Origin of the sequence: Nostoc sp. FACHB-892, from assembly GCF_014698795.1 — a bacterium.
Lineage (GTDB): Bacteria > Cyanobacteriota > Cyanobacteriia > Cyanobacteriales > Nostocaceae > Nostoc.
In genome coordinates this window covers 1-21,368 of sequence record NZ_JACJTR010000003.1, presented here as the reverse complement: position 1 = coordinate 21,368, position 21,368 = coordinate 1, and the positions used below count along the sequence as shown (strand labels likewise).

Sequence of the window (21,368 nt, the reverse complement as noted above, 5' to 3'; positions counted from 1 at the left end):
CACCATATCTTTCGTAGGTGAGATTGTAAATTAAGTGTAAGTGTGAAAAAGTCTTTAAAAGATAGTTTTAGTACGATGTTTATTGAAATTTTTATTTAGTACAGTACGCCTGAAATAGCACAATCATTTAGAATGAATCAAAAGCTTATATAATAGGCTTTTTGAATTTTTACTTTTGCGTAGCGGTACTAGCTGCTAGCTGTGAAACTAAGTTTATTACTATATGTCTTTGTCCTACTTGTTAGAAAAACTGCATTATTTAAAGTTAGAATATTTATTACCTTTTCCATTGCTTTTAATTGCTTTTGGAGTTGGTGGTGAATCATTGACTAACCTCTTGTTGAGCCGTTCTTACTCTACAGTAGAAAAGCTGCAATCTAATATAGAGACAGTCAAAATACGACTAGCAGCTAATGTGGTAATAACCGCAGCCGAAATTGAAAAAGAGCAGGACTTTACCGAAGTTGAACTTAGTATAGAAAACTCTGTACTTAAAAAGTTAATATTTAAGGTTCCAGCTACAGAATTAAGCAAAGTCAAAGCTATGATTACTCAAGAATTGGGGCTGTCTAATGAGATAAAAACTCTGCAAACTAATACAAAAATGCAAGTGCGGTCTACAGTTCAAGTACTAGGAATTCTGGCTGAAATTCAAAAAAAACCGGGATTTACAAAAGTTGAAGTTAATACTGCTAACTCCATACTGAAAAGTTTAGAATTTGAGTTTCCAGTTACAGAATTAAGCGAAATAAAAGCCATAATGATTCAAGAATTGGGGCTTTCTCGTGAAAATGCCAGAATGTTAGTCAGCTATCGGATAAAAAATTAGCACCTTATTCAACTGTTTGTCCAAAAAGCTGATTCCAAATTGATTACGAATTATTTTAATTATCTGGTGCTTTGAGACTGTAACCCATACCATAAACTGTTTTAACCCAATCTGCCGCACCAACTAACTGCAAGCGATGACGTAACTTGCGTACTAGTACAGTTAATGCGTTACTTTCTGGTTCCGAACCCCATTGCCACAATGCATCTTCAATCTGTTCGCGGGTTAATATTTGATTACGGTGACGCATTAAATACTCTAACAATTGAGCTTCGCGCGGGGATAATTCCACACTTACCTGATTGCGTTCAATAGTCAAATTACTTAGATGCAGTTGTAAATCTGCAACCTGGAGAATATCTCCTACCCATTGAGGCGATCGCCTCCCTAAAGCACGTACCCGCGCCAAGAATTCCACTAAATCAGCAGGTTTTACTAGATAATCATCCGCTCCTGCATCTAAGGCCATGACTTTATCTGGCGTGGTATCCTTAGCAGTGAGCATTAACACAGGTATAGTTTTGCCAAGAAGTCGATACTGATGACAAAGACTTAACCCGCTAATTGTGGGCAACATCCAGTCCAAAATCAACAAATCATAATCTTTTTTGGACAATAGCCACTGTGCAGTTTCTCCATCTTCAACGCCATCTACAATGTATCCAGCTTCCAAGAGGAGACTCTGTAATGGCTCTAATTGTTCTGAGTCATCTTCTACCAGTAAGATTCGCATACAGTTTTTTAGCAACCGACGCGACTAGAATTGTCAGTTTCCTAGTTTAGAGTAGAAGAATTAAACTTATCTTTCTTCTTCCATCAGGAATATTTTGATGTAGATTGTGGATACCCGGATTGCTCAGACACAATAAATATTATTGTATTTCTGCCAATAGGTAGTTTTTAAACTAGAGATGAAAAGTAATCAAATCCCTCCAGGAAGCTTTGGTATACCTGTATTAGGTGAAACACTCTCCTTTGTTTTCGACCGCGATTTTGCCAAAAAGCGCTATCGCCAGTATGGTTCTATCTACAAAACCCATCTTCTTGGCAGACCAACTGTGGTAATGGCAGGGCCGGAGGCATTAGAGTTTGTTTTGTCAACCCACATGGAGAATTTTTCTTGGCGCGAGGGATGGCCTGATAATTTCAAGACATTACTGGGTGAATCGCTTTTTGTGCAAGATGGAGAGGAACACCGCAGAAACCGCCGCTTGATGATGCCAGCATTGCATGGCCCAGCATTGACGAATTATGTCTCCACAATGGAAGATATTACGCGCGGCCATCTCCAAAAGTGGGAGAAAAAACAGGAGTTTACCTGGTTTCAAGAGTTTAAACAGCTGACATTTGATATTGCTAGTCAATTGTTGTTGGGTACGCGTCCTGGGGCTGAAGGTATGCGCCTCAGCCAGTTGTTTACAACCTTGAGTAATGGGCTGTTTGCTATTAATCCGTTGCCATTACCATTTACTACATTTGGTAAAGCTATAGCAGCTCGTGATCAGATTTTAGACCATCTAACTCAAGTTGTTAGAGAACGTCAGCAAAACCCAACCAAAGATACCATCAGCTTGTTAATCCAAGCTAAAGATGAAGATGGTAATAGTTTAAGTGAAAAAGAAATCATTGCCCAAGCGGTGCTGTTACTCTTTGCTGGACATGAAACGACTACTTCGATGCTGACTTGGTTGTGTACAGAGTTAGCCCGTCATCCAGAAGTACTCGAAAAAGCAAGAGTTGAACAATTGCAACTTGCTAGTAAAGGTGATTTGGATTTAGAGCAATTGGGTAAAATGCCCTATTTAGAGCAGGTTTTGTGGGAAGTTGAAAGATTGCATCAACCTGTCGGAGGTGGTTTTCGTGGTGTAATTAAAGACTTTGAGTTTAAAGGTTATCACGTTCCTGCTGGTTGGCGCTTGCTTTATTCAATTGTGATAACTCATAGCCTAAAGGAAATCTACCTTGAACCAGAGCGTTTTGATCCAGAGCGTTTCAGTCAAGAGCGCCAAGAACACAAAAAGTATCCTTTTAGTTTAGTTGGTTTCGGTGGTGGGCCACGCATCTGTATTGGTATAGCTTTTGCGAAAATGGAAATGAAGATTGTTGCTGCTCATCTTTTACGCAATTATCATTGGGAGATATTACCCAATCAAAGTTTAGAGGTAGTTACGGTTCCCACTAATCGCCCTAAAGATGGGTTGCGGGTTAGATTTCAACCTCGGTGAAATATTTTATGGCATCCCAAATAGACATACATTTGCCTAACGGAGTTTTGCAACGCTTACAAAATGTGAAAGATTTTGTCGGTGAGAATGTTAACTCTCTAAATAACTCAGCACAACAAGTTGGGGAGTCTTTGAAGGCAACAGCAACTACAACGACTGATAAAGCAATTGATACAGTTACGACAAGCTTAGACCAAACTTGGCAAACTGCTGATAAATTTAAGAGTACAACATCGGGCGCAGTTAAAGATGCAATGACATCTTCTGTAAGTGAATGGCTGACACAACACCCGATATTTTTTAGATTAGTTCAAATACTAGGTTGGGCGGCTAACCACCCAATTATTAGTATAGTGATTTTTTTGTTTGCACTTGCCTTGCTTTGGAGCATCATCAAAGCAATTGTCCGCTTGATTGAAACAGCTAGTTGGTCAATACTCCAAGTCCCGATAAAATTACTTCTGGCTTTGATTAAAGTTAGTTTTCTATCCTTAGCTAAAGTTGGCAGTTTTGCAGTTCAACAAATTACAGATACTAAAACAACTGATAACCTGCCAGCTTTGTTACCTGAAAATTTTCAACCAAGTAAGCAACAAAGATTAGCAGAAATTTCTAGTCGCTTAGAAGCCATTCAAAAGGAACAGCATGAGCTTTTACAAGAAGCAGCAGACTTGATTGCTGATGACACTATTGATATAGAAATATCAAAAATTAAACAGCTAAAAAGCGTTGAATCACATCTTGGCTGAGTTCGGCTGTGGAACCGGAGGCGACAATACCGCCTTTTTGCATAGCGTAATAGTAATCAGCCTGACGGACAAAGTGTAAATGTTGCTCTACCAATAAAACAGAAATGCCTGTGGTTTCGACGATGCGACGGACTGCGGCTTCAATTTCGAGGATGATGGAGGGTTGAATACCTTCAGTGGGTTCATCCAATACGAGTAATTGAGGCTCTCCCATTAAAGCACGTGCGATCGCTAATTGTTGCTGCTGTCCCCCACTCAAATCGCCACCCATCCGCGAAAGCATGGTTTTTAACACCGGAAATAAGCTAAAAACTTCCTCTGGAATTTCTGCTTTTTTTACTGGCTTGCGTCTAGCTTCCAACCCCAGCAGCAGATTTTCTTTGACTGTCAAACGGGGGATAATTTCTCGTCCTTGGGGAACATAACCAATTCCCAACTTTGCCCTTTGGTCGGGAGATTTCGAGTTGATTAATTCTCCACCTAAGTTAATTGTGCCGCTACGGGGTTTGAGTAAACCCATAATTGTTTTAAGTAATGTAGATTTCCCTACGCCATTGCGTCCAATCAGGCATATCATTTGCCCAGATGGTACGCTTAAATCTACATTGCGGAGAATGTGGCTTTCGCCGTAGTAAACGTTAAGGTTAGAGATTTTTAGCATTAGAAATTATGTAAATATTAAAATTTCAGGCAGAGGCGCAGAGCAGTGTTAACCGTTCGGCTGATTATAGTATGTGGTAGCCTATATAGGGTAAGAGGGCAAAGCAAATGACCCAAACGACGAAAACCCAAAAACTGCTAACCTTTGAAGAGTATCTTACCTATGATGATGGTACAGACACGCGCTATGAGTTGGTGGATGGAGAATTAGTCGAGATGCCACCAGAAAGTCAGGAAAATAGCAATCTGGCAAGATTTCTATTCGTTGAACTACTAAAATCTTTCGCATTTTATTTAGTTGCTCACAAGGATACAGAAATTGAGGTGGCGGGGCGACGGGCAAGATGTCGTTTACCTGACTTAATGGTTCACACAGAAGAATCTTATGCTGCCCTTATCGGTGCTACTCGTGCCACCCTCACCCGTGATATGCCGCCGCCTGCACTAGTGATTGAAATTGTTTCTCCGGGTACGGCAAACCGTGTTCGTGATTATCGCTACAAGCGGACGGAGTATGCCGCTAGGGAAATATTAGAGTATTGGGTTATTGACCCACAGATACAACAAATTACAATTTGCCAGTGGGTAGAAGGACAGTATGAGGATAAGGTATTTACAGGTGGGGCTTGCATAGAATCAGTAGTAATTGTTGATTGGACGCTAACAGTAGAGCAGGTATTTAACAGCGCAAACCGACCAGAATTACCAGGCGAATAGAATTTTATTGAAAAATAAAAACTGGGATGCAATCCACATATCAAATTTATCAAATTGCGGAAACAAACTCGTTAACTGTAAGTCCCGCAGTGCGAATCAAACTTTGCAGCGTTCCTTTTGCTACTTCATGATGCTCAGGAACAGACAGTGTGGCTAACTCTCCTTCCTTCACCAGGATGATATGGCTTCCACTTTGACGTGCAACTTCCCAACCAAATGACTCAAATACACGAACAACTTCACGTCCGTTAAGAACAGGAAGAGTAGACGCCATCACTAAGCTACAACCTCTACTTGGTGAGTCTCTATGGTAAGCGGCAACCCGCGCTCGGCACGAACTTGTAGACAGGCAGCTATTGCATCTTTGATATTCTCTAATGCTTCTTCCTTAGTCTGACCTTGACTAACACAACCCGGAATACTGGGGCACTCTACAATCCATGTACCATCTTCATCACGATCAACCGTTACATTGAACTTCATATTTCCTCATACACTAAGCTTGTGACTATAGTATATCTAAGCTTTGTAGAGCTAAAAATTTAGTCTTCCTGTTTTCCTAAATATACTTCAATAACACGAGAGTCATTTTGTACTTCCTCAAAATTCCCTTCGCACAGCACCGAACCTTCATGTAACACCGTTACTTTCTTGGCAATTTGACGCACAAATTCCATATCGTGTTCAATGACTAAAATTGAATGACTTTGTGCTAGTGCTAAGAGTAATTCACCGATGTTATAGGTTTCTTCATCTGTTAAACCAGCAACGGGTTCATCAACTAATAATAAGTCAGGGGACTGTGCTACTAACATCCCAATTTCTAAACGCTGCTTTTCGCCGTGGGAAAGTAAACCTGCTCTGATGCCAGCTTTAGCAGTTAAACCAATAGTTTCTAATAATCCTTTGATATTATTTTTTTCAGCAGTATTAGAACGTCCAAACAAAGTAGAAAAGACATTTTTATTGCGGTTGCTAGTAATTTCTAGATTTTCACTGGGCGTTAAATTTAAGTAAATTCGGGGTGTTTGAAACTTGCGCCCAATTCCTAACCGCGCAATTTTATATTCAGGTAAAGAACGCAGGTTTTTTCCTTTGAATAAAACTCGCCCAACGGTTGGTTGCACTTTCCCTGTAATCACATCCAGAAATGTTGTCTTTCCCGCGCCATTGGGGCCAATTACTACCCGTAATTCACCCATATCCATGCTAAAGTTAAGCTGATTTAAAGCCTTAAATCCGTCAAAACTAACAGTTACGTTTTCAGTTTCCAATATTTTCGCGTTCATGTTGCACTTCAGCGTCTTCTTCCAAGGTGGGATATGTAGCAATTTGTTGACGGCGGTGGAAAAGAGAAATATTCTGACTACGCAACCATCCAACTATGCCGTCAGGAAGCACTGTAACGACTATCAAAAATAGTGCGCCTTGAAAAAATAGCCAGATTTCTGCAAATTGTTCGCTTAAAAAAGTGCGGGCATAATTTACTAACAAAGTTCCCACAATCGCGCCAATTAAAGTAGCGCGTCCCCCTACAGCTACCCAAATCACCATTTCAATCGAAAAAGCAATATCCATTGCTCTGGGTGAGACAGAACCACTCTGGATGGTGTAAAATGCTCCTGCTATACCTGCGATCGCACCTGAAACTGCAAACACCAGCACCTTATAATCTGTAGGGTCGTAGCCAGAAAATCTTACCCGACTTTCATCATCACGAATAGCTATTAACAATCTGCCAAAGCGTCCAGTTGTCAACCAGCGACAAAGCCCGTAGGTGGCTGCGAGAAACACTACCGTAAAAATATAGAAAACAAATTGCGTTTTGGCATCGCTGACCGTTGCCCCAAACAAGGTTGTAAAATCTATGAGTCCGTTCGTACCGTTGAAAAATTGTTGCTGACCGTTAAAGAAGTTGAAAAATACAATAGTTCCGGCTTGAGTCAAGATGGAAAAATAAACTCCCTTAAGGCGATTCCTAAATACTAAATATCCCAATAATCCCGCCAATAACCCTGGAATTAGTACTACAAAAGCTATTGTCAAAGGAAATGAATAAAAAGGTTGCCAAAAAGCGGGAAGTTCCGTAACCCCATAAAGTCCCATGAAATCAGGTAACTCACCAGTAGGAACTTGCAGCTTCAGGTACATTGCGATCGCATATCCACCCAAACCAAAGAAAATACCATGTCCCAAACTCAATAAACCAGTATACCCCCAAATCAAATCAATACCTAAAGCCACAATTGCCAGCGACAAAAATCGCCCCAACAAATTTAGACGAAACTCCGACAGCAACAGTGGCATAACAATTATAAGGAAGAGTGCGATCGCAACCACCACCCCCACCTCAATTAATAACCCTCCTTCCTTCTTCTTCATTCTCTGCGTCCTCTGCGTCTCTGCGGTTCGTTAAAGATCAACAGTACGTCCCTTTTGCGGAAAAATCCCCCCAGGCTTCCACTGTAAAAACACAATAATCAGCGCAAATACCAACACCTTAGCCATACTCGTCGTTGCAAAAAAGCTAAACAAATCAGCCAAAGGCTTAACACGACTCAACAGCAAAGCCAAAGTCCCAGAACCAATTAAAAAATTAGCCGTACCAATACCCAACGCCGCCACAATCGTCCCGGCTAAATTGCCCACACCCCCAACCACAACAACCATAAAAGTATCAATAATATAGTTTTGTCCCGTATTTGGCCCTACAGAACCCAGTAAACTAATCGCACATCCAGCCACACCAGCTAAACCAGAACCTAGTGCAAAAGTAATCGCATCAACCTTTTGAGTTGGAATTCCCAAACAAGCACTCATACTCCGATTTTGCGTTACAGCCCGAATTCTTAAACCCCAGCTAGAACGTTGTAAAAATAAATAAATTCCCGTCACACAGATGATTGTTAAACTAATAATAAATAACCTAGCAAAGGGTAATTGTACACCGCCCAAAGATATACCTGTTTGCAACCAAGTCGGTGCTGTTACATCCACATTTTGAGCGCCAAACCAAGGTTGAGTAACTGCTAGCTGATAAGTTTGACTCAATAAATTGCCCGTTGTAATTGTCACCCCCAGTGATAATAAAAATATCATCGCCACAATCCAGTTACGAACTCTTCCCAAATCTGTGCGGGAATTTAAAATCCATAAACCTCCAAAAAATAACAGAGAAAATATGGCAATACTAATTATCAATACCCAATTCACACTGCGAACAAACTGCTGAAAAATTAAACTTACTCCCCAAGTTGCCAAGAGAGTTTCTAGAGGTCGCCCATAGAGATAACGGATTACACTTTTTTCTAAAATCAGTCCTATAGTAGCTGTGAAAATAAAAGCGATAATCAAAGCCAAAAATATATAGACTTCAAACCATACTCCACCCAATTGCTTACATACATTTTGCACAACAAATGTGGCATAAGCACCAAACATCATTAACTCACCATGCGCCATATTAATAACGCCCATCAATCCAAATATAATGGCTAGTCCCAATGCGGCAATTAATAATACAGCGCCAATACTAATACCATTAAATACAGCTTCTAAAAATCCTGCTAACACTTATTTCTCCTACATAGCATCTATTTGTCATTAGTCACTTATTATCATCTGTTATTCACTAATGACTAATGACTAATGACCAATGACTAAGAAATTAAACTTTCTTGTATTTACCACCCTTAGCCGGGTCATTCCAATCACAAGCAAATCCCTTAGTCTCTTTTACAAATTGATTCCAAGGAACTGGCTCAACGGCTGTCGGAGTAGCATAAACAATATCAAACAATCCATCTTGTCTAACTTGACCAATCCGCACAATTTTAGATATGTGATGATTGGCATCCATTGTTACTTTACCTTCAGGTGCATCTATAGTTTGACCATAAGCCGCAGCCCGCACTTTTTCTAAATCAGTAGTTCCAGCTTTTTGTACTGCTTGCTTCCACAAATATACGGCGATGTATGCTGCTTCCATTGGGTCATTTGTCACCCTATTTTGACCGTACTCTTTCTTGAAAGCTGCAACAAACTTCTTATTAGCAGGTGTGTCTACTGTTTGAAAATAGTTCCAAGCTGCATAGTGGCCTTGGAGATACTCTACACCAATTGCTTTGACTTCTTCTTCAGCGATACTGACAGACATCGAAGGATATTTGTCTGGTGTTAATCCAGCCCCTTTCAGTTGTTTGAAGAAAGCAACATTGCTATCACCATTTAGGGTGTTATAAATCACGCCACCATTTGGCAAATTTTGCTTAATTTTCGTGATAATTGGTGTAACTTCTGTATTCCCAAGAGGTAAATAATCTTCACCAACTGTTTTTCCGCCTAAAGCTTCTAATTGAGCTTTAATAATTGTGTTAGCAGTACGGGGAAAAACGTAGTCAGAGCCAACTAAGAAGAATTCTTTTCCTTTATTTTTTAACAGCCAATCAACAGATGGTTCGATTTGCTGATTTGGCGCAGCGCCAGTGTAGAAAATATTTTTAGAACATTCTTGACCTTCATATTGCACAGGGTACCAGAGCATATGATTTTTGCTCTCAAATACTGGCTTAACATTCTTACGGCTAGCAGAAGTCCAACAACCAAAAACTACACTGACTTTATCTTGATCAATTAGCTTGGTTGCTTTTTCTCTAAAAGTATCCCAATTAGAAGCACCATCTTCGGTAATTGCTTGAATTTGTTTACCTAAGACACCACCAGCAGCGTTAATTTCTTTAATTGCTAATTTTTCAGCATCAACAACGCTTTTTTCACTAATAGACATCGTACCACTCAAAGAGTGCAAAATTCCTACTTTGATGGTGTCACCAGCAGTAGCCGCAGCAGGAGAAGCAGCAGGAGGCGCGGCTGGACTCTCTGTAGCAGTTGGGGAATTATTCGCGCAAGCCTTCAGAAAAAAGCTGCTTCCAAAAGTTAAAGAACCGTAGATAAAAAACTTGCGTCTGTTAAATTGTCTTCTCATATTTTTATGAATTTTCCTCTTGATCAATCAACCAACTTAATAGAAAGCTGACAATATTAAACTTTAAAGTGTGATGATAGTGCGATAGTTTACTAGGAAAAAGTTACTTCTTATACAAAATGTATGGTTTTTGTAATAAAAAAATAACTTTATATTATTAATCTTTGTTAAGCCTAGTATTGTGAAATTATTGTCAGCGATGAAGAGATAGCTGGATAATAATCTCATCTTCCTTGCCAGATGCAAAATTAGCAAAGCGCTTTGCCAAAGGTGGTATAATCACCAAAGGATTGCTAAACCCAGAGAATAGATGAACGCTCTCAAATCCTGGGATAGTACCAATTAAAGGTAGGCGATCGCTACTAAATCCCACTAAGCAATCATGCCAAGTTCCTGGTAAATTCTCCAAAGCTGGTAAAACCTCACCGACACTTTTTCGCAACCATTTTTCACTCGCCTCTGAGTTTACCTTGGCATAAGGATCTGTGAGAACGCGGCTAATTTGACCGATGCGAAAGCTACCATCTTGAAACTGAATCGCACCCGCATCTAAAATTGGTGGTACTGGCTCATTACCTGGTTGATTCCACAATTCATCAACTTGAGTAGATTCAGCTTCTAGTTGAAATCGTTGCAGATTAGCTGGCATAACTAAGGTGCGTAACTGCACATCTACAGGTGGGGTTTCAATAATTTCTGCATGGGTAAAATACAGCTTGACGGGAATACCAGCAGATTTTAGTAGTTGGCGGCTGAGTCCACCTGCACAAATAGCAACGTTGGCACTGTGGTAAGTTGCAGTAGTTGTTTTTACACCATCTTGCAATACTTGCAATACTTGAGTAATCTGCATTTCACCCCCAGCACGCAGAAAGGCTTGGACGTAGGCTTGTGCTGTTTTTTCTGGGTTGATATGACCGTGTTTAACAGTTAAAGCACCAGATATCGCCTCTCGATTTAGCAGTGGTTCCAACTCACAAGCTTCCTGAACACTCAATAAACGGGGTGGAATGGCAAAATGATTATATGATGCAGCCGTTGCTTCTGGGTCATTAGCGGCTGAAATAGTAAGTAATAAATCTAATTCCCGAAACTGGATATCAGCGTTTAACTCTTGAGATAGGATATGGTAAAGTGCGATTGCTTCTTTGCACAATAGACGAGTTAGTGGTGTAGTACCCGACCAATAAGCAAGTCCACCATAACTATAACGAGTTGCATTCTGTGGTGTTTCATATTGCTCTAACAAAAGAATAGCAAAACCTGTTTTTACTAATTCGTATGCCAGTGCAGCACCTGCAATTCCACCACCAACCACAATCCAGTCGTAGGTTTTCATATTTTACGAATTACGAATTACCATAAGTTGCTTGTAAACGACTTAAAAGATATTCTCCCGCCAGGATAGGCGAATAAATAGGCGATTGTTCTTTCTGGCAACTTTCCAGACAAACTATTTCTGTATTATCATTAGGATGACAGAAAAAAGCCATAGAATAACGCGACTGCTTCACCCTGTTATCGCTGGGAATCATTACTCGATGCTTGGTTGAGCAAAATATATCATTTGTCCACCGTTGCATTAAATCGCCAGTATTAACTACCACAGTATCAGGAATCGCAGGCGCGACAATCCAATTTCCAGATGCTGTCTGTACTTCCAACCCGCCAACGTTATCTTGGAAAAGTAAAGTAATGCTGCCATAATCGGAATGCTCACCAGCACGCACCTGTCCGGGTTTGGGTGGTGTCTGCAATGGGGGATAGTGGAGTAAGCGCAAGGTATGATTTTGTTGATTGTGTCTTGTGATAAAAAAATCTTCTGGCAATTCCAACGCCAAAGCATAAGCTTGTAACACTGTGTTAGCAAATTCTGTGCAACTATCATAAAAGGCGACAATAGAAGCATCTATTCTCATAGCTGCTTGTTTGCTTACATTCAACGCCTCTTTTAAGTCGCCTGGTTTATTGGGGTCAAGACGTTCTCTCTCAAGACTGACGTATCCTGTATTATTAAACTCATCACTCCAAGCCTGCTTTTGTTTAACTTCCAATGGTAAATTGAAGAAAGATTTACTGTAATTGAATACTTGCCTGATTAAGTCTTTTGATATTCCTGAATGCAAGTACATGAAGCCAATTTCATGGCAAGCTTGATAAATTTGTTTGATAATATTTTGCCGAGTTATTGTGTCGCCATTAGTAAACGCAGTTAAATCTATTATTGGAATTGTAACCATTTATATATAATTAGAAAGTTTGTGTTTTTGTTTTGTTAACAGTAGTATACTTAATACTTAGGTACGAAACTTTATAATGACTCTTGCTCCTTGGCGAAGCGCGATCGCTCATGCACTCCATCGCAACCGCAGCCTTGTTTATGCTCGTTACCTCCAACTAGCAACGGTGCAGCCAAACGGTCGTCCCGCTAATCGTACCCTAGTCTTTCGCGGTTTTCTAGAAGATACAAACCAGCTAAAATTTATTACTGATACTCGTAGCGCTAAAGCCGACCAGATACAGCAACAACCTTGGGCAGAAGTTTGCTGGTACTTCCCCAATACACGCGAACAATTCCGAATCACTGGCTGTTTGACTCTGGTAAGCAGTGATGATTCTGGCCAGGATTTACAACTAGCCCGGATAGCAATGTGGCAAGAATTAAGTGATGCGGCGCGTTTACAGTTTGCTTGGCCCTATCCTGGTAAACCTAGAATCCAAGAATTAGGAGCTTTTGAGCCACCAGCACCCAATCCTGTTGAGCCAGTACCTAACTTTTGTCTACTGCTACTCGATCCGATGCAAGTAGACCATTTAGAATTACGCGGCGAACCACAAAATAGAAAGTTTTATCGCCGCGATGAAAATCAGGAATGGTTTTGTGAAGAAATTAATCCTTAATTTTGTCAGTTAGGAGTCATGAATTGGAAGATGTAAGGATAATTTTTATTCCTCACTCCTAACTCCTAACTCCTAACTTGATTTAAATACCCGCACCATCTAGAAATTGCTGGATAGTCTTATCTTTGAGGTTGCACCAGCGAGTATCGTGGGTTGGCTCATCCTCTTCGGTGGCTAAACAACCCACTAAAACAGGAGTTTTTTCTGAAGAATTGCTGCGCTGAAGAGTTTGTATTTGTTCTTCCAACGCCTCAATTCTGTCAACTAAAGCACGAATTACTTGAGCTTCTGAATCTGGTAAGTTATTGTGTTCAAGAGGTGCAACCCGAACTCCAGAACGATACATAATGCGCCCAGGCACACCTACCACAGTACAGTCTGAAGGGACATCCCTTAGAACAACAGACCCAGCACCAATACGGACATTATTACCAATTTGGATATTGCCCAGTACCTTAGCTCCAGCCCCAACTACGACATTTTCACCCACAGTTGGATGGCGCTTACCACATTCTTTACCAGTACCTCCAAGGGTGACACCTTGATAAATTAGGGCATAGTCTCCCACGATCGCAGTTTCACCAATTACTACACCCATCCCGTGGTCAATAAACACACTTTTTCCAATTACTGCACCAGGGTGGATTTCAATTCCAGTCAAAAACCGAGCCACGTGAGAAATCAGGCGGGGAATAAAGGGAAGACCAACAGTGTACAACCAGTGAGCCAGCCTATGGAATAGCAGGGCTTGCAAACCAGGGTAACAAAATAAAACTTCCAACCAGTTACGAGCAGCTGGGTCACGTTCAAATATGATACGAAAGTCAGCACGCAGTATAGATAGCACGAGATAGCACCCTCGGAAAGCACAACAAGCTACTCTCCCATATTATCCTTTCAGGCGTGATACCTAAAAATTGGGGATTGGGAATTGGGAATTGGGCATTGGGCATTGGGCATAAATTCTTACCAATACACAATACCTAATCGCTAACTCCTAACTCCCAACTCCTAACTCCCAACTCCCAACTCCCAACTTCACTGCTGCTCCACTTTCAAAGTATAATCTTGCTTAACCCCAGGATTAAATGTACCTACCCAAATCCGATAAGTGCCACTTTTCCAGTTGCGATCGCTAACGCTAGCATCTTTACTTTTACCAGTGTCATCGCCGCAACGAATCGTAGTTTGATCTGGGCCTTGAATTAGTAAAGTAGTGTCGGTGTTGTTGCTATCGACTTGGATTGTTAACTGGGAAAATTCATTTTCCAAAACCATAATATGATCTGGATTAGGATCGGCAAAGCCAATACAGGCTTTTTGATCGCGATCGCGGTTACTTGTGGCAGACAATGAATAAGAACCACCTGTAAACCCCTGCACTGTTCCTTGTGCTGGATTAAAGTTGGTTGATAATTTGAAAGTGCCAAAATTCACTGTCTCTGCTATTACAGGCGTAGCTGTGATGGTGCTAATTAAAGCCAACAGCCAGCCGCCGCGAAACTGAAGTCGGGGGCGACAGTATTTCATAGTAGCCCTCCAACAGGCTTTTTAATTAGTAGTGATATATACATATTCTAATGAAAAAACTCCAGTAAAATTTCAGTTGGTTGTGCCACATTAAAATGTGACACAATCGAGTATTTTTCAAGCAAACAGCTAGTTGCTAGGCTGTCTCTTGATATAAACAGCAGCGACAATTATAAAACTGGTGATTTATACTAATTTTGAATTTTAGATAATGGAATTAAAAAACTAAACCATAAAGTTTGCTATGAAGTATTTTTGCTATGTGATTCCCAGCATGAAATACATAAAGTAATTTGATTGTCTCCTAGACGTTTCATACCTTCAGGTGAAAATGATATGTTACATTGTTCATCATATTCGTAATACATCCACACGGAGATATCATCTTTGTTCACCCCAACCATAGAAAGCTTGTGATATTTCCCTTCTAAAAGGTTTAAAAATCTATCTAAAAAATTTACTGGAGGGTCTAAAGCTTCTTCAATAAGTATTTGCTCCCAATAATTATTAGAGTTACTATCAACACCCAAAATATCGTTAACTATTTTCAGTTTTGATCTTCCACAATCAATTCTCAAAATATACGTATACTTCATGATTTAGCTCCTAGTTTTATTTCCACTTCTTTACTCATTAGGCAGATAGAGAATATCGGGTGTGTCGAATACAACAGATATGTTAACCTTGCCAAAAAAGGCAGAAGGTAAAATAATTTTTAACCTTCTGCACTTAAGCTTTTATAAAAATCTCAAAAATTATTGAGTTGGAAGAAAACGCCACCTTTGAGCGATCGCGTGTCAGTTCCATAACTACTAACTGTGAGTGATCGCAGATTATCAAAAAACGGTTTCCCTAAAACTTCCACTAGTTTGAGAATCGGTACTTGACGCTCTAACAAATTTTGGCTCTTTGTCCAGTCAAGATATATATAGCCTTGATTTGGTAAGGGAATCGCAGCAATACTATCTTGGAAATTGGGATTGTCAATTAAGGAATCATTCTTGGCTGTGATAATTTCATCCATCGTTTCTAAGTCAGAGCTGAAAATTTCGTAATTTCCTAAAGTTGTATGCAATCCTCTGACTTTTGTTTCAATGCTGAAAGATGCTCCCTCTTTAACATCGCTTTTTTTAGTAGCCGTAGTTAACTCTGTCCAAGCGAAGATTTTTTGCTTGTCTATAGTCACGGGATTAATGCTGAGTCCATTTGATGAGGCGATCGCATCTAATCGAGCAACGCCTTGTTCTACACTCTCGGATTTTTCTACTACAAAAATCCAATGAGGGGTTGTTTGCTCTTTATCAGGTAACAATGCTACGGCATATTCTCCCTGTACCCAGCTAAAAATATCCTCTGGTAAGTTTATACCCCAGCGTTTTTGAACATCCGCCAAGGGTTTAGCTAACCGAGAAACCACATCTTTCTCAGAACCATATATAGTTGCTGTTGCTTGTCTCCAGAGTTTGGCTAAATCACTGTTACCCAAATTACTCAAATTTGAGCCAGAAATTGCCAAACCTGTGGACGCTGGAACATACTGCAATGCTCCTACAGGTTTAGATAGTGGTGAAGACGGGGAAACAATTTCTGATGAAGTTAGAAAGCTGGTTTCTGCTAGCAATCCTTTGGGGTTCAACGCCAGAGAAATAATCTCGCTGTCGTAGGTTTGTTCTGGCAGTTCTAAACCTTGCCATTTCGCCACAATGGGAAGATTCAAGAAAGCTACAGCTAAACCACCTTTGGGTGATTCTTTAATAGCTTTTTGGTATTCGGGGGAGCTAGTCAAATTCAGATCGGGAGCTTGAACATTATTGATTGCATCTCGCAACACTTTCGGATCATTGGCAAACAACACAAAGCCTTCACCAACAACAGCACCTGCAAGCAAGTCCCGCTCTGGTTGAGAATTGTTATAAATTAGCTTTACACCTTTGTATTGTTCAACAGTTAAATTTGCCCCACCTAACGCCCGTTTGGAAAACAACAACTCGACAAACTCGCGGCTTTTCTCCGGTTGCTTGGTTGCTAGTGCCAACAAATACCCTGGCTGCTGTCCGTTTTCTCGATCGCGATCAATATCTAGGGTGGTGATAGCTAAGGTAATTTCGTCCCCTAACCAGGGTTGAACGTCTTCTTTGTAATCTATGCCACTCTTGGCAAATAAACTGGTTTTGAGTTGAGATAGTTCTCCTTCACGCTCCAACGCCTGCAAACGGTCAGGATTCGCCAGCAATGAAACCATTGCCGGGGAAAGTTTCGACACGAATATGGCTGCATTTGGCTGTCCGGTAGAAGCAGTGATGTTAGCCGGACTTTTAGCAAAAAACCAGTAAAAGCTAGCGATCGCAATTACTAGCAGTGCGATCGCACCAGCTACGATGAAACCAATAAATGAGCGTTGCCTATTCACATTAAACCTTTAAAAAAGACGGTTTACAGCCATTTAAGCAGAAAGCCTACCAGGATTTATCGACCTTCTTGAGAATGGATACTCATGCAAAGGTAGAGATTTTCTGTCACCATAAATAGTATTAGGACTGTTTATCGGGAATTCTTTTAGTCAACCCATGAACCACATAAGTGTACAAGAACTGGCACAACGTCTTTCTTCTAATGATGCAAGTATTCAGCTAGTAGATGTACGCGAACCACAAGAATTGGAGATTGCTAGCATTGAGGGCTTTGTCAATCTACCCTTAAGCCAATTTGCCGAATGGGGAGATCAAGTTCCTAACCTCTTCAATCCCCAAGCTGAAACCCTTGTACTATGTCATCACGGCATCCGCTCTGCTCAGATGTGTCAGTGGTTAATTGCTCAAGGTTTTACAAATGTGCAAAATATTTCGGGTGGTATTGATGCTTATTCCGTCTTAGTAGACCATTCAATTCCCCAGTATTAGCTTGTGTTTAAGTGCATCACTCAGATGGAACTTACTCTTCCATCTGGCTTTTGCTATGCTAAAAATAGCAGAACATAAAAACTTAGCGGCTTGCCCAGAAAGCTTACAACTCTGTCCACTGGCTACATAATTACGAAACTTTTCGACCTCAATCTTAGCTGCGATCGCCGCAAAAATACGTATACAATAATACTTTTATAAATGTAGAATTATGCAAAAATAAGCCATAAATAGGATGTTGTAAATTCAAGCTCTCAGCTTTTGCTGCAAAGATCCGTTAAAAGAATGGTGTACGTGAACCTTAAGATTAATTATCACAACATAAGTGTATAATTTGTTATCTTAATAAATTATTAATATTCTTAGTTTTCAATTAAATCCAAAAATTTTTCCAGACTTTGATTAAAATTTGCCGCCAAGCATTACATACCCTATGGAAGTCCAGTTAACAAATCGACAACAGCATATACTTTGGGCAACGGTACGTCACTATATTGCTACGGCAGAGCCTGTTGGTTCAAAAGCTTTGGTCGAGGAGTACGACCTAGGTGTAAGTTCAGCCACGATTCGCAATGTGATGGGCGTTTTAGAAAAATCCGGGTTACTCTACCAACCACACGCCTCTGCTGGACGTGTCCCTTCAGATTCAGGATATCGCATTTATGTTGACCAGCTAATTACACCTTCTCTGCGTTCGCGCAGCGTGTCGCAAACAGACGCTCTTGCTAGCTTGCTTCCACAAAGTGGTACAGAAACTTTAGGACGAGAAGTAGAAATGGCATTGCAAAAGCGCCTCCAGTGGGAAGATTGGAGTTTAGAAACCCTATTGCAAGGAGCCGCACAAATTTTAGCAACCTTAAGTGGTTGCATTAGCTTGATTACTATGCCGCAAACTACCACAGCACTATTGCGACATCTGCAATTGGTGCAAATTGAAGCGGGGCGGATCATGTTAATTGTAGTCACCGATAGTTATGAGACACATTCCAAGTTGATGGATTTGTCGCCGATAGCAGAGGAGACACAACGAGATTCAGAGGTAATCGATCGCGAGTTGCAGATTGTTTCTAACTTTTTGAATACCCACTTGCGGGGGCGAAGTCTGTTGGAATTAGCCAACCTCAACTGGAGCGAGCTAGATCAGGAGTTCCAACGCTACGGGGAATTTTTGAAACATTCAGTTGCTGAATTGACTCGTCGCAATCATGCACCGACTGCAACCCAAATTATGGTTCGGGGTGTGTCAGAAGTTTTGCGTCAGCCAGAATTTTCCCAGTTACAGCAGGTACAAACGATTATCCACCTGCTGGAAGAAGAACAAGACCAACTATGGCGATTAATATTTGAGGAACCAGAGCTTGAGGATGTGGGCAAGTCAAAGGTAACAGTTCGTATTGGCGCAGAAAATCTTCTAGAACCGATACGCACCTGCTCCTTGATTTCTTCTACCTATCGCCGAGGTTCAATACCAGTAGGAAGTGTGGGAGTTTTGGGGCCAACACGTTTAGATTATGAAAATGCGATCGCAATAGTAGCATCTGCTGCTGATTACCTCTCAGAAGCTTTCAGTTATTTCAATCCCCAATAGAAACAACCTGCTACAGGTTTAGACAAAAGAACAATACCATAGCAGGTAGATAAGCCTAATTTATAGTGGCAAAATCAATAATTAATACCTTTTAACTCTTTCATGGTTAGAAAAATTGCCTTTGGCGTGCTGTGGCTGGGATTTACTACCTATGCTTTTTTCCTCGCTCCTCCTGAGCAACCTGGTACATTTGAGTTAATTAAAAACCTTTCTACTGGCCAATGGCAAGGCGTTAACCCATTAGTCGTAGCACTATTCAACCTCATGGGCATCTGGCCTCTCATCTACAGTGCAGTAGTATTTATTGATGGTAGAGGACAAAAAATACCTGCTTGGCTATTTGCTACTGCCTCTTTCGGAGTCGGGGCATTTGCCTTGTTACCCTATTTAGCCTTGAGAGAACCAAATAATAAGTTTGTTGGTAAAAAGAATGCCTTGCTCAAGCTGCTAGATTCTCGTGTGACTGGGGTTATCTTGACGGTAGGCACGATTATTCTAGTTGCCTATGGTTTAACAGGAGGAGATTGGGGTAATTTTGTGCAACAGTGGCAAACTAACCGCTTCATCAATGTGATGAGTTTAGATTTCTGTCTACTTTGCCTATTATTTCCAGCTTTGCTAAGGGATGATATGGCGCGTCGTGGTTGGAAAAATCCACAAATGTTCTGGTTAATAGCGTTGATACCGCTATTCGGGCCTTTGATTTATTTGTGTGTGCGTCCACCTCTAACAGAAGTGGGTGTAGAGGAAATACCCAGTCAGCAACCAGCTGTAAATTAAAGTAATTTGTAATTCGTAATTTAAAGACAGTTTCAGTTAGGGTCTAAATCCCCAACTTAAACAAGAATAACTTATATAGCAGTCCTAAATCATTTGTGAAAATATATCTCTTTATTCTTTCTTTCCTTTGCGCCCTTCTCTAACGAAATGCTGCGCGAATGCGTCCTTTGCGGTTCGTTTCCTTATCTATATTTTTCACAAATCAAATCAGACTGCTATAGATATACCCCTATTTTTAAGCAAGCTAAAGGCAGCGTTCTATCTATAGAAAGGGGGATTTAGATGCAAAAAATACGAATTATAAATTAGTAATTATCTTAAATGCATACCATCTAAAAACGATGAATAGAAAAGTTGCATTGTGGTTACTATGGCTTGGATTTATAGGCTATATTTTACTGTTAGCACCGCCCCTGCATTTACAAGAAACCTTAATGCTACTGAAAAATATATTTACTCTTCAGTGGCTTGCCATAAATCCAATTATCCTTTCCTTGTTTTCTCTAGTGGGCATCTGGCTACTAATTTACAGTGGTTTGTTGTTCATTGATGGCAGAATGCAACGCATTCCTTTTTGGCCTTTTGCCTTGGCATCATTAGCATCAGGAGTGCTTGGTCTTATACCATATTTGGCTTTTCGTGAACCAAATCAAGAATTTTCTGGACACAAGGACGCTTTTTTATGGCTGCTGGATTCTCGTTTTTTTGGGATTGTTTTGAGTTTAAGCACTGTTGCTTTGATCGCCTATGCGTCTGTCTTAGGTGATTGGGGAGATTTTGTGCAGCAGTTCCAAAGCGATCGCTTTATTAATGGCATGAGCTTGGCATTTTGCCTTTTTTGTCTTTTATTCCCTACAATCCTTGGCGATGATATCGCTCGTCGCCACTGGAATACTCCCCAAGTGTTTTGGGCTGTAGTGTTTGTCCCGCTACTCGGCCCACTTATTTATCTTTGCTTGCGCCCGCCCCTGCCATCAACTATTCGTGAAGAATGGCTAATAGCTAATCGTTAATAGATCCTGCTCCACTTCTCTTTGAGAGTCTGCGCCCGAAGCGTAGCTATGCTGCAGGCTTTACGGCTACGCTCAGTGACCACCTACCCCCCTGCTTATTCACTACGCAGAGCCTCTTTTTTTTTCAGTGAGTTGGGGATTTTTCACTCCGGGTGCGTAAATCCCAAGAGAAATGTTTTTTCTCAGAGTACTTTACAAAACGCAATAAATTATTTAAGATGTGTAACAGGTAGTCAAACCTACCTAATTCATTCACAAATAATCGCATTTATAAAACCATGACAGCAACCTTACAACAGCGCTCAAGCGCCAACGTATGGGATCGGTTTTGCGAGTGGATCACCAGCACCAACAACCGTTTATATATCGGTTGGTTCGGCGTACTAATGATCCCCACCCTGCTAGCCGCTACCGCCTGCTTCGTAATCGCCTTCATCGCCGCACCTCCAGTAGACATCGATGGTATCCGTGAACCAGTAGCAGGTTCCTTGA

The 21,368-nt window shown here is 40.8% G+C and carries 23 protein-coding genes and 1 pseudogene; 10 read left to right on the top strand and 14 right to left on the bottom strand.

Going from position 1 to position 21,368, the window contains the following annotated elements:
• Positions 1 to 223 precede the first annotated feature (223 nt).
• Positions 224 to 829, top strand: a complete 606-nt coding sequence (locus tag H6G96_RS04910) for a hypothetical protein (protein WP_190910398.1) — start codon at positions 224 to 226, stop codon at positions 827 to 829.
• A 55-nt stretch (positions 830 to 884) separates the two neighbouring features.
• Here H6G96_RS04910 and H6G96_RS04905 read toward each other — a convergent pair whose 3' ends face one another.
• Positions 885 to 1,562, bottom strand: a complete 678-nt coding sequence (locus tag H6G96_RS04905) for a response regulator transcription factor (protein ID WP_190910397.1) — start codon at positions 1,560 to 1,562, stop codon at positions 885 to 887.
• A gap of 178 nt (positions 1,563 to 1,740) precedes the next feature.
• Between H6G96_RS04905 and H6G96_RS04900 the strand changes: the two genes are divergently transcribed.
• Positions 1,741 to 3,054, top strand: a complete 1,314-nt coding sequence (locus H6G96_RS04900; protein ID WP_190910396.1) for a cytochrome P450 — start codon at positions 1,741 to 1,743, stop codon at positions 3,052 to 3,054.
• Positions 3,055 to 3,062: 8 nt separating this feature from the next.
• The gene (locus tag H6G96_RS04895; protein ID WP_190910395.1) at positions 3,063 to 3,803 is read left to right on the top strand and encodes a hypothetical protein; all 741 of its coding nucleotides are present in this window, start codon (positions 3,063 to 3,065) and stop codon (positions 3,801 to 3,803) included.
• On the opposite strand, the gene urtE is transcribed toward H6G96_RS04895, so the two are convergent.
• Positions 3,766 to 4,464 carry an urea ABC transporter ATP-binding subunit UrtE gene (urtE, locus tag H6G96_RS04890; protein WP_190910394.1) on the bottom strand — a complete coding sequence of 233 codons (699 nt, stop codon included), beginning with the start codon at positions 4,462 to 4,464 and terminating at the stop codon, positions 3,766 to 3,768. The two genes, H6G96_RS04895 and urtE, sit on opposite strands and share 38 nt — an antisense overlap.
• A 107-nt stretch (positions 4,465 to 4,571) precedes the next feature.
• On the opposite strand from urtE, the gene H6G96_RS04885 reads away from it, so the two are divergent.
• A complete protein-coding gene (locus tag H6G96_RS04885) occupies positions 4,572 to 5,180 on the top strand; it encodes a Uma2 family endonuclease (RefSeq protein WP_190910393.1) in 609 nt (202 codons plus the stop codon).
• A gap of 49 nt (positions 5,181 to 5,229) precedes the next feature.
• Here the strand turns inward: H6G96_RS04885 and H6G96_RS04880 are convergent, their stop codons facing one another.
• From H6G96_RS04880 to H6G96_RS04845, 8 genes are all read right to left on the bottom strand, one after another.
• Positions 5,230 to 5,454: a type II toxin-antitoxin system HicA family toxin gene (locus H6G96_RS04880; RefSeq protein ID WP_190910392.1), complete on the bottom strand. Its 225-nt coding sequence runs from the start codon at positions 5,452 to 5,454 to the stop codon at positions 5,230 to 5,232.
• Between the two features lie 2 nt (positions 5,455 to 5,456).
• Complete coding sequence (locus H6G96_RS04875; protein WP_190910391.1) at positions 5,457 to 5,663, bottom strand: type II toxin-antitoxin system HicB family antitoxin; 207 nt, start codon at positions 5,661 to 5,663, stop codon at positions 5,457 to 5,459.
• A 59-nt stretch (positions 5,664 to 5,722) separates the two neighbouring features.
• Entirely contained in the window at positions 5,723 to 6,469 is a 747-nt protein-coding gene (gene urtD / locus H6G96_RS04870; protein ID WP_190910390.1) for an urea ABC transporter ATP-binding protein UrtD, read from the bottom strand.
• Positions 6,444 to 7,562 (bottom strand): urea ABC transporter permease subunit UrtC, encoded by a 1,119-nt coding sequence (gene urtC / locus H6G96_RS04865; protein ID WP_190910389.1) that lies wholly within the window; start codon positions 7,560 to 7,562, stop codon positions 6,444 to 6,446. The genes urtD and urtC overlap by 26 nt, the downstream gene beginning before the upstream one ends.
• Before the next feature lie 30 nt (positions 7,563 to 7,592).
• The gene (locus H6G96_RS04860; protein ID WP_190910388.1) at positions 7,593 to 8,753 is read right to left on the bottom strand and encodes a branched-chain amino acid ABC transporter permease; all 1,161 of its coding nucleotides are present in this window, start codon (positions 8,751 to 8,753) and stop codon (positions 7,593 to 7,595) included.
• 94 nt (positions 8,754 to 8,847) lie between these two features.
• On the bottom strand, positions 8,848 to 10,164 hold the full coding sequence (gene urtA / locus H6G96_RS04855) for an urea ABC transporter substrate-binding protein (RefSeq protein WP_190910387.1): 1,317 nt from the start codon (positions 10,162 to 10,164) through the stop codon (positions 8,848 to 8,850).
• A gap of 193 nt (positions 10,165 to 10,357) precedes the next feature.
• On the bottom strand, positions 10,358 to 11,503 hold the full coding sequence (locus tag H6G96_RS04850; RefSeq protein ID WP_190910386.1) for an FAD-binding oxidoreductase: 1,146 nt from the start codon (positions 11,501 to 11,503) through the stop codon (positions 10,358 to 10,360).
• Positions 11,504 to 11,513: 10 nt separating this feature from the next.
• Complete coding sequence (locus H6G96_RS04845) at positions 11,514 to 12,404, bottom strand: isopenicillin N synthase family oxygenase (protein ID WP_190910385.1); 891 nt, start codon at positions 12,402 to 12,404, stop codon at positions 11,514 to 11,516.
• Between the two features lie 76 nt (positions 12,405 to 12,480).
• Here H6G96_RS04845 and H6G96_RS04840 point away from each other — a divergent pair, with 76 nt between their 5' ends.
• The gene (locus H6G96_RS04840; protein ID WP_190910384.1) at positions 12,481 to 13,065 is read left to right on the top strand and encodes an Npun_F5749 family FMN-dependent PPOX-type flavoprotein; all 585 of its coding nucleotides are present in this window, start codon (positions 12,481 to 12,483) and stop codon (positions 13,063 to 13,065) included.
• Between the two features lie 82 nt (positions 13,066 to 13,147).
• Here H6G96_RS04840 and cysE read toward each other — a convergent pair whose 3' ends face one another.
• From cysE to H6G96_RS04820, 4 genes are all read right to left on the bottom strand, one after another.
• A complete protein-coding gene (gene cysE, locus H6G96_RS04835) occupies positions 13,148 to 13,912 on the bottom strand; it encodes a serine O-acetyltransferase (RefSeq protein WP_190910383.1) in 765 nt (254 codons plus the stop codon).
• Between the two features lie 191 nt (positions 13,913 to 14,103).
• Positions 14,104 to 14,595, bottom strand: a complete 492-nt coding sequence (locus H6G96_RS04830; RefSeq protein WP_190910382.1) for a hypothetical protein — start codon at positions 14,593 to 14,595, stop codon at positions 14,104 to 14,106.
• 242 nt (positions 14,596 to 14,837) lie between these two features.
• Positions 14,838 to 15,191 (bottom strand): hypothetical protein, encoded by a 354-nt coding sequence (locus tag H6G96_RS04825; RefSeq protein WP_190910381.1) that lies wholly within the window; start codon positions 15,189 to 15,191, stop codon positions 14,838 to 14,840.
• Positions 15,192 to 15,343: 152 nt separating this feature from the next.
• Complete coding sequence (locus tag H6G96_RS04820; protein ID WP_190910380.1) at positions 15,344 to 17,005, bottom strand: DUF3352 domain-containing protein; 1,662 nt, start codon at positions 17,003 to 17,005, stop codon at positions 15,344 to 15,346.
• 157 nt (positions 17,006 to 17,162) lie between these two features.
• On the opposite strand from H6G96_RS04820, the gene H6G96_RS04815 reads away from it, so the two are divergent.
• From H6G96_RS04815 to H6G96_RS04795, 5 genes and pseudogenes are all read left to right on the top strand, one after another.
• The gene (locus H6G96_RS04815; protein WP_190910379.1) at positions 17,163 to 17,495 is read left to right on the top strand and encodes a rhodanese-like domain-containing protein; all 333 of its coding nucleotides are present in this window, start codon (positions 17,163 to 17,165) and stop codon (positions 17,493 to 17,495) included.
• 433 nt (positions 17,496 to 17,928) lie between these two features.
• A complete protein-coding gene (locus H6G96_RS04810) occupies positions 17,929 to 19,083 on the top strand; it encodes a heat-inducible transcriptional repressor HrcA (protein ID WP_190910378.1) in 1,155 nt (384 codons plus the stop codon).
• A 102-nt stretch (positions 19,084 to 19,185) separates the two neighbouring features.
• Entirely contained in the window at positions 19,186 to 19,863 is a 678-nt protein-coding gene (locus H6G96_RS04805; protein ID WP_190910377.1) for a DUF2834 domain-containing protein, read from the top strand.
• 341 nt (positions 19,864 to 20,204) lie between these two features.
• Positions 20,205 to 20,876 (top strand): hypothetical protein, encoded by a 672-nt coding sequence (locus tag H6G96_RS04800; RefSeq protein WP_190910376.1) that lies wholly within the window; start codon positions 20,205 to 20,207, stop codon positions 20,874 to 20,876.
• 278 nt (positions 20,877 to 21,154) lie between these two features.
• A pseudogene (locus H6G96_RS04795) lies at positions 21,155 to 21,368 on the top strand (photosystem II q(b) protein); the annotation flags it as partial.

Excerpts from the sequence above, each read along its gene's own strand:
- H6G96_RS04910 (WP_190910398.1), top strand. The coding sequence starts at position 224 with ATGTCTTTGTCCTACTTGTTAGAAAAACTGCATTATTTAAAGTTAGAA.
- H6G96_RS04905 (WP_190910397.1), bottom strand. The coding sequence starts at position 1,562 with ATGCGAATCTTACTGGTAGAAGATGACTCAGAACAATTAGAGCCATTA.
- H6G96_RS04900 (WP_190910396.1), top strand. The coding sequence starts at position 1,741 with ATGAAAAGTAATCAAATCCCTCCAGGAAGCTTTGGTATACCTGTATTA.
- H6G96_RS04895 (WP_190910395.1), top strand. The coding sequence starts at position 3,063 with ATGGCATCCCAAATAGACATACATTTGCCTAACGGAGTTTTGCAACGC.
- urtE (WP_190910394.1), bottom strand. The coding sequence starts at position 4,464 with ATGCTAAAAATCTCTAACCTTAACGTTTACTACGGCGAAAGCCACATT.
- H6G96_RS04885 (WP_190910393.1), top strand. The coding sequence starts at position 4,572 with ATGACCCAAACGACGAAAACCCAAAAACTGCTAACCTTTGAAGAGTAT.
- H6G96_RS04880 (WP_190910392.1), bottom strand. The coding sequence starts at position 5,454 with ATGGCGTCTACTCTTCCTGTTCTTAACGGACGTGAAGTTGTTCGTGTA.
- H6G96_RS04875 (WP_190910391.1), bottom strand. The coding sequence starts at position 5,663 with ATGAAGTTCAATGTAACGGTTGATCGTGATGAAGATGGTACATGGATT.
- urtD (WP_190910390.1), bottom strand. The coding sequence starts at position 6,469 with ATGAACGCGAAAATATTGGAAACTGAAAACGTAACTGTTAGTTTTGAC.
- urtC (WP_190910389.1), bottom strand. The coding sequence starts at position 7,562 with ATGAAGAAGAAGGAAGGAGGGTTATTAATTGAGGTGGGGGTGGTGGTT.
- urtA (WP_190910387.1), bottom strand. The coding sequence starts at position 10,164 with ATGAGAAGACAATTTAACAGACGCAAGTTTTTTATCTACGGTTCTTTA.
- H6G96_RS04850 (WP_190910386.1), bottom strand. The coding sequence starts at position 11,503 with ATGAAAACCTACGACTGGATTGTGGTTGGTGGTGGAATTGCAGGTGCT.
- H6G96_RS04845 (WP_190910385.1), bottom strand. The coding sequence starts at position 12,404 with ATGGTTACAATTCCAATAATAGATTTAACTGCGTTTACTAATGGCGAC.
- H6G96_RS04840 (WP_190910384.1), top strand. The coding sequence starts at position 12,481 with ATGACTCTTGCTCCTTGGCGAAGCGCGATCGCTCATGCACTCCATCGC.
- H6G96_RS04830 (WP_190910382.1), bottom strand. The coding sequence starts at position 14,595 with ATGAAATACTGTCGCCCCCGACTTCAGTTTCGCGGCGGCTGGCTGTTG.
- H6G96_RS04825 (WP_190910381.1), bottom strand. The coding sequence starts at position 15,191 with ATGAAGTATACGTATATTTTGAGAATTGATTGTGGAAGATCAAAACTG.
- H6G96_RS04815 (WP_190910379.1), top strand. The coding sequence starts at position 17,163 with ATGAACCACATAAGTGTACAAGAACTGGCACAACGTCTTTCTTCTAAT.
- H6G96_RS04810 (WP_190910378.1), top strand. The coding sequence starts at position 17,929 with ATGGAAGTCCAGTTAACAAATCGACAACAGCATATACTTTGGGCAACG.
- H6G96_RS04805 (WP_190910377.1), top strand. The coding sequence starts at position 19,186 with ATGGTTAGAAAAATTGCCTTTGGCGTGCTGTGGCTGGGATTTACTACC.
- H6G96_RS04800 (WP_190910376.1), top strand. The coding sequence starts at position 20,205 with ATGAATAGAAAAGTTGCATTGTGGTTACTATGGCTTGGATTTATAGGC.